The organism is Burkholderia sp. ABCPW 111 (genome assembly GCF_000773065.1).
GTDB lineage: Bacteria > Pseudomonadota > Gammaproteobacteria > Burkholderiales > Burkholderiaceae > Burkholderia > Burkholderia savannae.
The window spans coordinates 36,263-50,155 of sequence record NZ_JPWT01000081.1 but is presented as its reverse complement, the minus strand read 5'-3'; the positions used below and the strand labels follow the sequence as shown (position 1 = coordinate 50,155).

The 13,893-nt window shown below is 67.1% G+C and carries 13 protein-coding genes and 1 pseudogene; 4 read left to right on the top strand and 10 right to left on the bottom strand.

Features of this window, described 5'->3' with window-relative positions; all coding sequences use genetic code 11:
* Positions 1-181: pseudogene (locus tag X946_RS31660) on the bottom strand (ubiquinol oxidase subunit II); the annotation flags it as partial.
* Positions 182-580: 399 nt separating this feature from the next.
* Between X946_RS31660 and X946_RS19025 the strand changes: the two are divergent.
* Positions 581-1,006 carry a bacteriohemerythrin gene (locus X946_RS19025; protein ID WP_038750756.1) on the top strand — a complete coding sequence of 142 codons (426 nt, stop codon included), beginning with the start codon at positions 581-583 and terminating at the stop codon, positions 1,004-1,006.
* A 151-nt stretch (positions 1,007-1,157) separates the two neighbouring features.
* Here the strand turns inward: X946_RS19025 and X946_RS19020 are convergent, their stop codons facing one another.
* Complete coding sequence (locus X946_RS19020) at positions 1,158-1,643, bottom strand: RrF2 family transcriptional regulator (RefSeq protein WP_038750753.1); 486 nt, start codon at positions 1,641-1,643, stop codon at positions 1,158-1,160.
* A gap of 191 nt (positions 1,644-1,834) precedes the next feature.
* Between X946_RS19020 and X946_RS19015 the strand changes: the two genes are divergently transcribed.
* The gene (locus X946_RS19015; protein WP_038750750.1) at positions 1,835-2,131 is read left to right on the top strand and encodes a DUF2249 domain-containing protein; all 297 of its coding nucleotides are present in this window, start codon (positions 1,835-1,837) and stop codon (positions 2,129-2,131) included.
* A 281-nt stretch (positions 2,132-2,412) separates the two neighbouring features.
* On the opposite strand, the gene sufT is transcribed toward X946_RS19015, so the two are convergent.
* From sufT to X946_RS35500, 8 genes are all read right to left on the bottom strand, one after another.
* Entirely contained in the window at positions 2,413-2,961 is a 549-nt protein-coding gene (gene sufT, locus X946_RS19010) for a putative Fe-S cluster assembly protein SufT (RefSeq protein ID WP_038750747.1), read from the bottom strand.
* Positions 2,958-3,449: a Fe-S cluster assembly sulfur transfer protein SufU gene (gene sufU, locus X946_RS19005; protein WP_038750744.1), complete on the bottom strand. Its 492-nt coding sequence runs from the start codon at positions 3,447-3,449 to the stop codon at positions 2,958-2,960. Before sufU ends, sufT begins: the two co-directional genes overlap by 4 nt.
* Complete coding sequence (locus X946_RS19000) at positions 3,446-4,684, bottom strand: aminotransferase class V-fold PLP-dependent enzyme (RefSeq protein WP_038750741.1); 1,239 nt, start codon at positions 4,682-4,684, stop codon at positions 3,446-3,448. Before X946_RS19000 ends, sufU begins: the two co-directional genes overlap by 4 nt.
* Positions 4,677-5,930, bottom strand: a complete 1,254-nt coding sequence (locus tag X946_RS18995) for a SufD family Fe-S cluster assembly protein (protein WP_038750738.1) — start codon at positions 5,928-5,930, stop codon at positions 4,677-4,679. The genes X946_RS19000 and X946_RS18995 overlap by 8 nt, the downstream gene beginning before the upstream one ends.
* 4 nt (positions 5,931-5,934) lie before the next feature.
* Positions 5,935-6,705 carry a Fe-S cluster assembly ATPase SufC gene (gene sufC, locus X946_RS18990; RefSeq protein ID WP_038750735.1) on the bottom strand — a complete coding sequence of 257 codons (771 nt, stop codon included), beginning with the start codon at positions 6,703-6,705 and terminating at the stop codon, positions 5,935-5,937.
* Positions 6,706-6,734: 29 nt separating this feature from the next.
* Complete coding sequence (sufB, locus tag X946_RS18985) at positions 6,735-8,189, bottom strand: Fe-S cluster assembly protein SufB (protein ID WP_038750772.1); 1,455 nt, start codon at positions 8,187-8,189, stop codon at positions 6,735-6,737.
* A gap of 468 nt (positions 8,190-8,657) precedes the next feature.
* Positions 8,658-9,854 carry an NnrS family protein gene (locus tag X946_RS18980; RefSeq protein WP_038750733.1) on the bottom strand — a complete coding sequence of 399 codons (1,197 nt, stop codon included), beginning with the start codon at positions 9,852-9,854 and terminating at the stop codon, positions 8,658-8,660.
* Positions 9,855-9,890: 36 nt separating this feature from the next.
* Positions 9,891-10,442, bottom strand: coding sequence for a hypothetical protein (locus X946_RS35500; protein ID WP_162483268.1), 552 nt, complete (start codon positions 10,440-10,442; stop codon positions 9,891-9,893).
* Here X946_RS35500 and X946_RS18975 point away from each other — a divergent pair.
* A complete protein-coding gene (locus X946_RS18975) occupies positions 10,354-12,288 on the top strand; it encodes a methyl-accepting chemotaxis protein (RefSeq protein ID WP_038750730.1) in 1,935 nt (644 codons plus the stop codon). The two genes, X946_RS35500 and X946_RS18975, sit on opposite strands and share 89 nt — an antisense overlap.
* A 148-nt stretch (positions 12,289-12,436) precedes the next feature.
* Positions 12,437-13,888: an oxygen-independent coproporphyrinogen III oxidase gene (gene hemN, locus X946_RS18970; RefSeq protein WP_038750727.1), complete on the top strand. Its 1,452-nt coding sequence runs from the start codon at positions 12,437-12,439 to the stop codon at positions 13,886-13,888.
* Positions 13,889-13,893 lie beyond the last annotated feature (5 nt).

Genomic DNA, 13,893 nt, shown 5'->3' with positions numbered 1-13,893 from the left:
GGAGGATCACCGGCACGACGACGATCAGCATCGCCCACGTCGACGTGGCGATCAACGCCTTCTCCGCGGCGCCGATCGCGCCCTTCGGATCGAGCACGTGCAGCTCGCTGCATCCGGAAAGACCCGCGACGAGTCCTAATCGCAGGATCGCGGACGCTCTACTCGTTATTCTTCGGACCATTGAATTTGCCTAAGTTTGTGATGAAGCAGGCCTAGCGAGACGCCGAAACGCATTCGTCGCACTCGATGCGACAACCAGTCGCTTTGGCGGCGGAATGTAGCGGAATTTCGCGGGTTGCATGTTGACGATTCGCAAACAACGCATGGGGCGAGATCTTGATGCATGTTCAGACGAGCCCGATGCACGGCCCAAAATGGGTTGGAAAGACAGTGGCGGAAAAATGAAAGCCGACACGCCGCGCGCCGGCTTTGCGCGCATGGGCGAGGCCGTATGCTCCGAAAAGCTTGTGTTGAATCAACGTGAACGAAGATCGGCGAGCGAAGGGCGAGGGCGGCATGTACCTTCGAAGACGCGATCCGTCAGGTCGCCTATCGAATCACGAACTACACCGCCTTTCCGATGCAAGATCCTTCACCCAACCTGAAGCCCGAGCTGAAGCTCGACGATCCGTTCGTCGATGCCGTTCACACGGAATTCGTCCAGTTGCTCGACGCAGCCGCACGCGCGGACGACGCGCACTTCCTGCAGGCGTTCGACGTCTGGATCGATCACTGCCGTCAGCACTTCGAACGAGAAGAGCGCTGGATGGCGAGCACGAAGTTCGGGCCGCAGTATTGCCATGCGGCCGATCACGACGAAGTGCTGAAAGTGGCGGCGTCCGTGCGCGACAAGATCGCGCGCGACGCGCAGTTCGAACTGGGCCGCCGGCTGCTGGCGGAAGTATCGGATTGGTTCGATCATCACGTCCGGACGATGGACTCGATGATGGTCGCCCACCTGAAGATGCTCAACTTCGCGATGCTCGACGAGCGGACCGAAGTCTGACGCGGCTTCGCCGCTGTCGGCCGGGCGCCGGCGGCGGCGCGGTAGCGACTGCGGAAGAGGGCGCGGCCGATTCAGCCGCGCGACGATCGACTGCCGCATTCGTGAGAAGCGGGCGCGCGGCGGCGCCCGTTCGCGTTCGAACGCGAACCCGTCATCGCGTTCGCGCGGTCGCTTTCGCCGGCATCGCGATCGCGAATTCGTGCATCTTCTCGGCCGCGCTCAATCCATTCTTCGGTGGCGGGCCGACGAGATCCGCGAGCGTCGCGCCGTCCAGTTCCTTGAAATATGCGCGCAAGGCGCGGTCGAGCAGCCGCTCGAGCCGGCACTTCGCCGCGAGCATGCACGTATTCGTGTTCCGGTCGAAGCACTCGACGAGCCGAAAGTCCGTTTCGGATGCGCGAATCACGTCGCCGATGCCGATACGCTCGGGCGGTAGCGCGAGACGCACGCCGCCGCCCCGGCCGCGCGTCGTCTCGAGCGTGCCTTGGCGCGCGAGGCTGTTGACGATCTTCGTCAGGTGATTCTTCGACACGTGGTGGCGCTCGGCGAGCTCCGCGATCGTGATGAGGCGATCCGGATTCGACGCGCAATACATCAGCACGCGCAGCGTGTAGTCCGTGTATTCAGAGAGTCGCATACGTGGCAAAAAGATGCGTATTCAATGTTGCTATCGAGGGTGGCGCGCTATAAGATGCGCAATACATGCACTTTATATAGCTAACGGCTGCATGTTGCAAGCCGGGCAATCGCCGACGGCACTTCCCGGCGGGTGGCGGGCGTTCCACACGGGTCGCGCGCCGCGTCTTTCTCCTTTTCAAGGGCTATGCCATGAGCGAGCAGTACGCATCCATCATCGACGTTCGTAGGATTCCTCATCACAAGCGCCATGCACTGATCTTCGGCACCTTCGACGCGTTGCCCGGCGGCGAAGCGCTGCAACTGATCAACGATCACGATCCGAAGCCGCTCTATTACCAGTTGGAGCAACTCGCGGCCGATTCGTTCGAATGGACGTACCTGGAGGCGGGACCGTCGCAGTGGCGCGTGCAGATCGCGAAGCGCGACGGCGCGCTCGGGCACGATGCGGGCGACAGCTGCTGCTCGGGCGGCGGCTGCGGCGGTTGAATCGCACGGCTTGACGCGACGCGACGCAACATGGCGCGGTGTCCGCGCTTGGCGTCGCGTCGCTCCGCATGAACGGCGGCGGGCGGGAATGCGCGGCGGGCGTCGTTCGCCGGATGTCCGCACGGATGTTCGCACGGATGTTCGGCGCGTCGCGTCATGTCGCGCCGCGTTACGTCGGCGCGGACAGCGTCCGCGAAAGGAAACGCCCGCAAGCGCGGGCGTCACGGTGCTTTCGGCCGGCTTTGACGGCTCATGCTTCGCCGCGTCGCAGCGCCGTTTCTTCAAAGACCGAGCGCGAGCATCGCCGTCTCCGACATCCGCGACCGATCCCACGGCGGATCGAACACCATGTCCACGTTGACCTCGCCGACGAACGGCAGCGCGAGCACCTTGTCGGCGACTTCGTCGGCGAGCGCTTCTCCCATTCCGCAGCCGGGCGCGGTCAGTGTCATCCTGATCGATACCTTCAAGCGATCGTGCTCGGCGGGCTCGATCATGCAGGCGTAGATGAGGCCGAGCTCGACGATGTCGACTGGAATCTCCGGGTCGTAACAGGTCTTCAGGGTCCGCCAGACGAACGCTTGCGCCTCGTCGTGCGAGACGGGGCCGTCCGGCGCTTCGATCTCGTCGGGCGGTGGCCGGCCGATCGCGTCCGCATCCGCGCCGCGCAGCCGCACCATTTGGCCGCCGACGACGAGCGTGAAGTTCGTGCCGAGCGCCTGCGTGACGTCGGCGACCGTGCCCGCGGGCAGGTCGAGCGGCGCGCCGGACGGCACGCATTCGACGGCAACCGGCCGTTGCAGGACGACCGTTTCTTTCGGACGTCTCATGATGCGTGCGCCTCGTGTTCGGACGCATCGGTCGCGCGCGTGTCGAGCGCGTGCGCGAGCGCGTGCCAACCGAGCAGCGCGCATTTGATCCGGCTCGGATAGCGCTGCACGGCGACGAGGCTCGCGAGCTTGCCGAGATGGGCCTCGTCGTGCCCGGCCTGGCCGGTGAGCACCGCGCGGAATCGCTGCTGGAGCTGCCGCGCGGCTTCGACGTCGCGGCCGATCACGGCCTCGGTCATCATCGACGCGGACGCGATGCAGATCGCGCAGCCGTGGCCTTCGAAGCGGATGTCGCCGATCCGGCCGCCTTCGATGCGCAACTGCACCTTCAGATCGTCGCCGCATTGCGGATTGTGCCCACGCGCCTCGTGCGTCGGATCGGCGAGCTTGCCGAAGTGACGCGGCGCGCGCTTGTGCTCGACCACGAGCTCCTGATAGAGCGTGTTTCGCGCGTCGGCGGGCGCAGTGAGGGAGAGTGTCGAATTCATCGCAATACCTCGAGTGCATGCGCGACGCCGGCCACGAGTCGTTCGACCTCGTCGTGCGTGTTGTACAGCGCAAACGATGCGCGTGTCGTCGGCCCGCAGCCGAGCCGCTCGAGGAGCGGCTGCGCGCAGTGATAGCCCGTGCGCAACGCGACGCCGCGCTCGTCGAGCAACGTGCCGATGTCGTGCGGATGCGCGCCGTCGGCGACGAACGACACGATCGCCGACGACGTGCGCGCGGCGAGCACGGTCACGCCGTCGAGCGCCGCGAGGCCCGCTGCCGCGTGGTCGCGCAGCGCGCGCACGTGAGCGTCGATCGCCTCTCGGCCGATTTCGTCGATATAGTCGGCGGCGGCCGCCATTCCGATCGCGCCCGCGACGTTCGGCGTGCCGCCTTCGAGCCTCGCGGGCAATGCGTCGAACGTCGCGTCGGTTTCGCCGACCCAGCTCACCATATCGCCGCCGAAGCGCAGCGGCACGAGCCGATCGAGCGCCTCCCGGCGGCCGACGAGCGCGCCGGTGCCCATCGGCCCGTACATCTTGTGGCCGGAAAATGCGGCGAAGTCGCACGCGAGCGTCGACAGGTCCGGCACTTCGTGACTCATTGCCTGCGCGGCGTCGAGCACCGTCAGCGCGCCTGCCGCGTGCGCGGCGGCGAGCAGCGCTTCGTAGGGCGGCCGCTCGCCGGTCGCGTTCGAGCAGGCCGTGACCGAGAACACGCGCGTGCGCGGCGTCAGCAATCGTTCGAGATCCTTCACGTGCAGGCGGCCCTCAGGGTCCGGGGGCAGGATTCGCAGCCGCGCGCCGCAGCGGCGCGCGGCCATCTGCCACGGCACGAGATTCGCATGATGCTCGAGAGCGCTGACGACGATCTCGTCGCCTTCCTGCAGCACGGCCCGCGTATGGCCCGCGAGCGACAGGCCGTGCGCGACGAGATTCAGCGCGTCGGTCGCGCCCGACGTGAAGACGAGCAGATGATCGGCGCGCCCGCCGACGAAACGCGTCAGCGTGTCGCGCGCCCGCTCGTAGGCGTCGGTCGCGCGCTGGCTCAGCGTGTGGACGCCGCGGTGAATGTTGGCGCGATCGCGCTCGTCGAAGCGGCGCATCGCGTCGAGAACGGGCCGCGGCATGTGCGTCGTCGCCGCGTTGTCGAGATAGGCGAGCGGCGCGCCGTTGACGCGCTGCGCGAGTGCGGGAAACGCGTTCACCATCGTCGCCGAGCGCAGCATGTCACCCATGGCGAACCTCCGTTGCCGCCGTTGTTTCCGCCTGTTCGGCCAGATGCCGTTCGACCTCGCGTGCGACGAGCGTATCGCCGCCGAGCGTCTCCAGCATGCCGGGCGCGTCGATGCCGCGCGCGAGCGCCGAGCGCGCCATGCCCGCGATGATCAATGCCCGCGCATCGCGTCGATCGAGGCCGCGCTGGCATGCGTAGAAGAGCGCGTCTTCGGGCAATGCGCCCCACGTCGCGCCGTGCGCCGCCTGCACGTCGTCGTGATGGATCTCGAGATGCGGCCGCAGCACGACGCGCGGTTCGCCGCTCGTCGGAATGCCGCTCAGGCGCTGCCGGAGATCGGCACCCGATGCGCCCGCCGCAATCGACGAGAACGCGTTTGCGACGATCTGCGCGTTGCCGCTCGCGAGCGCGAGCGAATCGATCGCGCTCTTCGTGCGCGGCGCCGCGTGCGTTGCGCGCATCTGCTGTTCGAGCTTCGCGTGCGCGGATGCGAACAGCACGCCGGAGGCGCGGGCGAGCGCATGCTCGCCGCGCAGATCGAGCACCGTGCGTTGCAGGTGGTACTCGGTGCCCGCCGCGAGCAGCGATTGCCGATATTGCGCGCCGCACTCGAGCTGCACGTGCACGTGATGCGCGATGCGGTCGAGCGCGCGAGGCGTCGCGACGCGCAAATGATAGAGCGACGCGCCGGCGCCGAGCCGGATATGCGCCCGCAGGTTCTGCGTGATCGGGCCGTTGCGGCCCGCGGCTTCGTGCCCGTGCGATTCGATCAGCACGCAGCGCGCGCCGGGCATCACGTCGATCACGACGAGCGGCGCTTCGACGCTCGCGTGCGGCTGCAACCGCAACTGAAGCATCAGGGGCGGGCATTGCGCCGAACCGCTGCCGATGCGCAGACGCAGGCCGGATTCGCACAGCGCGCGATGCGCCCAGAAGAACGGCGCGGCGTCGCCTTCGCCGGACGTCGGCAGATCCGCGAACAATGCGGCGCGCTCGGCGGGATCGGCCGTGCCCAGCCAGCGTGCGTCGACATGCCCGAGCGAGCCGGAGCCGACGGGCGCGAGCAGCCAGCCGGCGCGCGCCGGCGCGTTCGGCGCGGCCGATCGCGCGCGGCGAGCGTCGTCGCCGAGCCAGGCGTCGGCGGCGGGCGGCGGAAGATGGCGAAACGATTCGGCGCGGCGCGGGACCCAGCCGCGTTCAGAGAGCCGCGCTCGCGCGGCGATCCGTTCGGTGTCGGTGGTCGTCATCGCGTCAGGCCTCCGCGAGTGCGTTCGTGCGAACGAAGCCCTTCGCCGCGATATCCCGCGCCAGACCGAGATCGCCGGATTCGACGATGCGCCCGCGATCGAGCAGCAACACGGTATCGGGCGCGAGCGATTCGATCATCTGCAGGTAATGCGACACGATCACGAACGCGGTGCCTCGCTCACGCAGCCGGCCGATCAGGTCGATCGCCGCGCGCACGCCGTCGACGTCCATGCCCGAGTCGATCTCGTCGAGCATCGCGAGCCGAGGGCGCAGCAGCGCGAGTTGCAGCAGCTCGTTGCGCTTGCGCTCGCCGCCCGAGAAACCTTCGTTCATCGAACGGTTGAGCATCGAATCGGACAGGCCGACGCGCGTAGCGGCCGCGCGCGCGTCGCCGAGAAAATCGACGGCGTCGAGCGCCGTGTCGCCGCGCGCTTCGCGCACCGCATTGAGCGCGGTGCGCACGAAGAGATTGTTCTTCACGCCGGGAATATCGGGCGGCGCCTGGAACGACAGGAACAGGCCGGCGCGCGCGCGCTGCTGCACCGTCATCGCGAGCAGGTCCTGCCCGTCGAAGCGCGCGTGGCCGCGCGCGACGCGATAGGCCGGGTGGCCCGCGAGCGTCATGCCGAGCGTGCTCTTGCCGCTGCCGTTCGCGCCCATCAGCACGACGAGCGCGCCCGCCGGCACGGTAAGCGACACCGACTCCAGCACGCGGCGCTCCGCGACGTCGACGCTCAGATCGAATACCTGCAGCAAGGGTTCGGATCGATTCATGGTGGTTCCTCGGTTCTTCATGTGTGGGATCAGCCGACGGCGCCTTCGAGCGATACCGCGAGCAGCGCTTTCGCTTCGAGCGCGAATTCCATCGGCAGCGCTTCGAGCACGGCCTGACAGAAACCGCCGACGATGAGCGCCGTCGCCTCCTGCGGATCGATGCCGCGTTGCTGGCAATAGAAGAGACGGTCTTCGGAGATGCGCGTCGTCGTCGCTTCGTGCTCGACGACGGCGTCGCCGCGCGTGCTCTCGACGTACGGGAACGTGTGCGCGCCGCACTGCGGTCCGATCAGCAGCGAATCGCACTGCGTGTGATTGCGTGCGCCTTCGGCCGTGCGCGCCACGCGCACGAGGCCGCGGTAGCTGTTCTGCGCGCGGCCGGCGCTGATGCCCTTCGACACGATTCGGCTGCGCGTATTGCGGCCGAGATGGATCATCTTCGTGCCGGTGTCGGCCTGCTGGCAGTGATTCGACACGGCGATCGAATGGAATTCGCCGCTCGATTCGTCTCCGTGCAGCACGACGCTCGGATATTTCCACGTGATCGCGGACCCGGTTTCGATCTGCGTCCACGCGATGCGCGAGCGCGCGCCCGCACACAGCCCGCGCTTCGTCACGAAGTTGTAGATGCCGCCGACGCCGTTCGCGTCGCCCGGATACCAGTTCTGCACGGTCGAATATTTGATGGACGCGTCGTCGTGCGCGACGAGTTCGACGACGGCCGCGTGCAGTTGATGCTCGTCGCGCTGAGGCGCGGTGCAGCCTTCGAGATAGCTGACGTGGCTGCCGGGCTCGGCGATGATCAACGTTCGCTCGAACTGACCGGTGTTCCGCGCATTGATCCGGAAGTACGACGACAGCTCCATCGGGCAGCGCACGCCCTGCGGCACATAGACGAACGAGCCGTCGGAGAACACGGCCGAATTCAGCGCCGCGTAGAAGTTGTCGGCGGGCGGCACGACGGTGCCGAGATAGCGCTCGATCAGCTCCGGATGGTGTTCGACCGCATGCGAGAACGAGCAGAAAATCACGCCCGCTTCGGCGAGCTGTTCGCGAAAGGTCGTGCCGACCGACACGGAATCGAACACCGCGTCGACCGCGACGCCGGCGAGCCGGGCGCGCTCGTGCAGCGGCACGTTGAGCTTCTCGTAAGTCTCGAGCAGCTTCGGATCGACGTCGCCGAGGCTCTTCGGCCGGTCTTTCAGCGATTTCGGCGCCGAATAGTACGACTGCGCCTGGAAATCGATCGGCGCGATGCGCAGCTTGCCCCAGTCGGGCGGCGTCATCGCGAGCCAGCGCTCGAATGCGGCGAGCCGCCACTCCAGCAGGAACGCCGGCTCGCGCTTGCGGCGCGAAATCTCGCGAACGACGTTTTCGTCGAGGCCGGGCGGCAGCGCATCGGATTCGATGTCGGTCACGAATCCTTGCCGGTAGGGTTGTTCGAGCGCTCGGGCGAGCGGCGTGGGTGGGGCGACGTTGAGCATGGGCGAATCCGTGTAGAGCAGGGCGGTCACGACGGTGCGATGCGAAGCGCTGCGCATCGCGCGACTCGCGATCGGTCGATCATCCTAATTGTTGTACATGGTATGCATCTATTTGGCGGGCCGCAAGCGAAGGCGTGGAGACCCTGCTTCGAGTCGTGTTTTTGCGAGCTGTGCGCGCGAACGCGAAGGCAGCGGCGTGTCCGCGCGTGCCGCGAGCCGAGCCGATGTGATGGTGCGGCGCGCGATGGCAAGCAACGAAATACGCGTTCGAGTGACGAGGCGATTCGCCGGATGCCGCGATGCAAGCGGATAGCGAAAAAGTATTTCGGAGTCCGTCTCGATCCGGGAACGCGTTCCGCGATGATCTGTCGAGGCGCGACGCGGCGGTCGTCGCGGTATTTTCCGAAAACGTGCAGTCTTGCCCGCGTCTCACGTGCGCCGCGAACCCAACGGTGACGCGCGTCCGGTTCAGCCCGCCTTGCCGTCGATGCGCGGCGAAGTCAGGTAGCCCGTGTAGTGCATTGCATAGACGGCGAACGCCGCCACCCAGCACGCGCCCGCCGCATCGATCCAGACGCTCGTCATGTCGGGCGCGACCCAGGGCCCGAACACGCGCACGAGCGTCGCGGCGATCAGCAGCCAATAGCATGCGATTTCGTTCGGTCCCGCACGCAGCGGCCGGCCGGTATGGCCGAGCGCGGTGCGCGTGATCATCGCAACGATCGCGCAGCCGATTACGCCGACCGTCAGCGCGTGAATCGCGAGCGAGTGCGGCGCGACGTCGAGCGCGGCGAGCGCGAGCATCGCGAAGCCGAGCGGCACCCACGCATACGCGACGTGCAAGATCCACAGGATCGGCCGCGCGCCGACGCGCCACGAGCGCCAGCCGACGATGCGCGTCGCGTGCAGCGCGGCCGCCGCGAACGCGACGGCGGCGACGAGCGCGCCGGGCAGCGCAATCGCATCCGCGCAGAGCGCGAGCACGGTGACCGGCGCGGCGAGCGTCTCGACGAATTTCCAGCGCTTGACCGCGAACCCGGGAATCGCGTTCATCGTGAACGTCGGCACGATGCGGCCGGCAATCACGACGACGAACAGCAACACGAGACCGATGGCCGAATACGCGGCTTGCAGCGCGAGATCGAGGCGTCCGTGGGTGGCCCACCAGTGAAAGAGCGCGTTGAGCGCGCCGAGCAGAAAGAGCGCGACAGTCAGGAACACGTTGCGATGGTTGCGTGCGGCGAGCAGCACGCGCAGCAGGATGAGCGCGGTGATCGGCAGGAACGCGGAGTCGACGGCGGCGGCGAGCGGTTCGGGGCCCGCCCAGACGAGCAGGCGTCCCGCCGCCCATAGCAGCCAAAGGGCGGCGAGCTGCGCGCCGTGCGGCGTATCGCGCGAGGTCCATGCTCGGATCGCCGTCAGCAGAAAGCCGACGACGATCGCGGCCGAGAACCCGAACACCATCTCGTGGACATGCCACGCAAGGCCGCTCATCGCGGGCGACCGGCCGGCCACTGGAAACCCGTGCAGCGACGCGAGCCAGAGCGCGATCGACACGATCCCGAAATAAGCGCCGCCGAGATAAAACGGCCTGAACCCGAGCCGCAGCACCGGCAGGCCGGTGGGCTGCCGAGAAGGTTGATGGGTCGCGAGCGGGATCTTCACGTTGGCTCTCCGGTTAAGATGCATATAGTATGTATCTTAATGCGTGAATCGATGCGGGTCCAACGCTCGTGCGCGACCGCGGGTCGCGATGCCGCGGCGGCGGCGAACGAGCCGGCCGGTCCACCGACGAACGGCCGCGTGGCACGGTGCTCCCGCATGGATGATGCGTCGCGCGCGTACGGAGATTCTTGATCGAATGCGTTGCGGGTATCCGACATCGGGCGTGATTTTGATCTGCGTCAGGAAATGTTCAGGAAAGCCGAGCATTGCCGAGCATGCGGCACAGCGACGCACGAATTCGGAGGCGCCGCGTTCGATGCGCACAAATGACGCAGCGTGCGCGAACGTCGAATCATGCGTGCGCGATGTGGCGAAGATTTTGATGGCGATGTCTGACGATTGATTTTGCTTAAGTTCGCTTAAGTGTCGGGTCGAACGATCCGTATACGGCGGAAACGAGGCCGAAACGGTCGTCTCATCACATCGAAAAGGGGCAGGAATGAGCAAGCATATATTTGGACCTGGAATGCGCTTGATGGCGCGCATGAAGTTGCCCAGGAAGCTCGCGATTCTCGCCGCGCTGTTCATCGTGCCGCTCGTTGCGGCGCTCTACGCGACGCTCGCCGCCGCGTTGCATGCTTATGCGACGACGCAAAGCGAACGCGACGGCATCTCGATCCTCGAAACGACGCAGGATCTGTTGAAGGCCGTGCAGGTGCGGCGCGGCGCGGGCGCTTCGGTGCTCGCGGGCAACGAAGCGATGCGCGGGAAATTCGACGCGGCGAGCGCGAGCGCGGAGCGTCTCGTCGCGGCATTGAAGCAGCAGGTGCGCGACACCGGCCGATTCGATGTCGTTGCGCCGGTCGACGCGCTCGCGAGCCAGTACGCGAAGGCGGCGACGGGCGGGCTCGGCACATCCGCCGCGGCGCTGTTCGATTCGCACACCGACGTCATCCATTCGATCTTTCTGTTCGAGAAGGATCTGGCGGTCGCCTCGCAGCTCGGTGTCGATCCGGACGCATCGAACTATCACCTGATCGACTCGGTGCTGTTCGTGCTGCCGGGCACGGCCGAGACCGTCGGCGTGTTGCGCGGCAAGGGCTCGGCCGCGCTGAGCAGCGGCGCGCTCGGCGACGCCGACAAGCGCGAGCTCGCGGTGCGCGCGAGCGGCCTGGCCGAGCAGATGAGCGTGATTCGGCATCACCTCGAACGCGTGAACGGCACGCGCGGCGCCGGCGGCGGCGCGCAGACGCCGGGCGGCATCGATCTCGGCGCGGTCGCGGCATTTCAGCGCACGGCGGCCTCGCTCGCGGGTGGCGATGCGTCGATCGACGCGAAGACGTACTTCGGCCAAGGCAGCGATGCGATCGACGCGCTGTACCGCGCGCATGGCGCGCTCGCGCAGCAGTTGCGCGAGCGGCTCGCGGCGCGCGCGCACGCCGAGCAGATGAAGGTGACCGCGATCATGACGCTGAGCGTCGCGCTCGTCGCGTGCGCGCTCTATCTGTTCGTCGCGTTCGCGATGTCGACGCACGACGACGTCGCGCAATTGTCTTCCTGCATGCATGCGGTGGGCGACGGAGATCTGCGCCGGCGCCTCGCGGTGAGCGGCAAGGACGAGTTCGCGTTCATCAAGCGCGGCTTCAACGCGCTGCTCGACGTATGGGCGCAGACGCTGACCGAGACGCGGCGCGTCGCCGATTCCGTGATGGTCGGCAGCCAGCAGATCGCGGCGGGCAATCTCGATCTGTCGGGCCGCACCGAAACGCAGGCGGCGTCGCTCGAGGAAACGGCGGCGAGCATGGAGGAACTGACGTCGACGGTGCGCCACAACGCATCGAACGCTTCGCACGCGAGCACGCTGAGCGCGCAGGCGTCCGAGCGCGCGGCCGACACAGGCCGGATCGTGGGGCATGCGGTGTCGCTGATGACGCAGATCCACGACAGCTCGAACAAGATGGCGGACATCGTGTCGGTGATCGAGGGCATTGCGTTCCAGACCAACATCCTCGCGCTGAACGCGGCCGTCGAGGCCGCGCGAGCGGGCGAGCAGGGCAAGGGGTTCGCGGTGGTCGCGGGCGAAGTGCGCGCGCTCGCGCATCGCAGCGCGAGCGCCGCGAAGGACGTGAAGGAACTGATTCACGAATCGATCCGGCACGTGACCGACGGCTCGTCGCTGTTCAGGCGCGCGGACGACGCGATTCGCAGCGTGAACGCATCGATTCGCAGCGTGGATACCGTCGTGAGCGAAATCGCGAAGGCATCCGAGCAGCAAAGCGAAGGGATCGAACAGGTCAACGCGGCGATCACGCAGATGGACGAAGTGACGCAGCGTAACGCGGCGCTCGTCGAGGAATCGGCGGCGGCGAGCGCGTCGCTGCGCGAGCAGGCCGAGCACATGGGACAACTCGTCGGGCGCTTCGTGCTCGCGTAGCGGGCGAACAGCCCTTCAGCGTATACGCGCGCCGCGCCGCGAGCGGCACGTGCGCGACGTCGGAGGTTGACTTGCATCAAGTCCGTTCGCACTGCACGCCCGACAATGAAACGCCGGCATTTTGCGCGGCATGCCAGGGTATAAGCAGATGGACATCACGAAGCATACGAACGAAGGCGCGGATACCGCCGCGCCCGCTCCCCAACACGCCGCGCCCGCGTTCGCGGACGTTCAGATCTCCGAAGCGCTGATCCGGCGCTTCGATCGCCAGGGGCCGCGCTATACGTCGTACCCGACGGCCGACCGGTTCTCCGACGCATTCGACGAAGACGCCTACCGCGAATATCTGTCGCGACGCGCGACGGCCGAGCGCAATCCGCCGCTGTCCGTCTATCTGCACCTGCCGTTTTGCGAATCGCTCTGTTACTTCTGCGCGTGCAACAAGATCATCACGCAGGACCATAGCCGGACGAACGCGTACGTCGACTATCTGATCCGCGAGATGGACCTCGTCGCTCGGCATCTCGGCCGCGATCGCCTGACGACGCAGTTGCATCTCGGCGGCGGCACGCCGACGTTCTTCGCGACCGACGAGCTCGCGCGCCTGATGCGCGCGCTGCGCGGCCACTTCGAATTCGCGCCGCAAGCGGAGCTCGGCGTCGAGATCGATCCGCGCACGGTCAATGAGCGGACGCTGCAGTCGCTCGCGTCGCTCGGCTTCAACCGGACGAGCTTCGGCGTTCAGGATTTCGACCCGTCCGTCCAGGAGGCGGTGCACCGGGTCCAGCCGCTGCCGATGGTCGAGCGCGCGCTCGCCGCGAGCCGCGAGGCCGGCTTCGAATCGGTCAACATCGACCTGATTTACGGGTTGCCGCGGCAGACGCCCGCGAGTTTCGCGCGCACGCTCGACGAGGTGATCCGGCTGTCGCCCGATCGCATCGCGGTGTACAACTACGCGCATCTGCCGAGCCGTTTCAAGGCGCAGCGCCTGATCGTCGAATCGGAGCTGCCGCCCGCCGAGGACCGGCTGAGCATCTTCATCGAATCGACGCAGCGGCTGCTCGACGCCGGATACGTGTACATCGGGCTCGATCACTTCGCGAAGCCCGGCGACGAGCTCAGCAACGCATTGCGCGAGGGCAGCCTCCATCGCAATTTCCAGGGCTACACGACGCAGGCCGAATGCGACCTGATCGGCTTCGGCGTTTCCGCGATCGGCAAGGTCGGCGCGTCGTACAGCCAGTCCACGCGCTCGCTGAAGACGTATTACCGCCATCTCGACGCGGGACGCCTGCCGATCGAGCGCGGCTTCTCGCTGACGCCCGACGATCTGCTGCGGCGCGAAGTCATCATGACGGTGATGTGCAGCACGCCCGTCGATTTCGCGGCGATCGGCCGCAGGCACGGCATCGATTTCACGCAGTATTTCGCGCCCGAGCTGGCGCGGCTCGAGCCCTATCGCGACGCCGGCCTGCTGGCGATCGAAGCGGACCGGATCGCCGTTACGCCGAAGGGGCGCATGTTCGTGCGCGCGATCGGCATGGTGTTCGACGGCTATCTCGGCCGGCCGGCCGCTGCGTCCTATTCGAAGCTGATCTAGAAGGT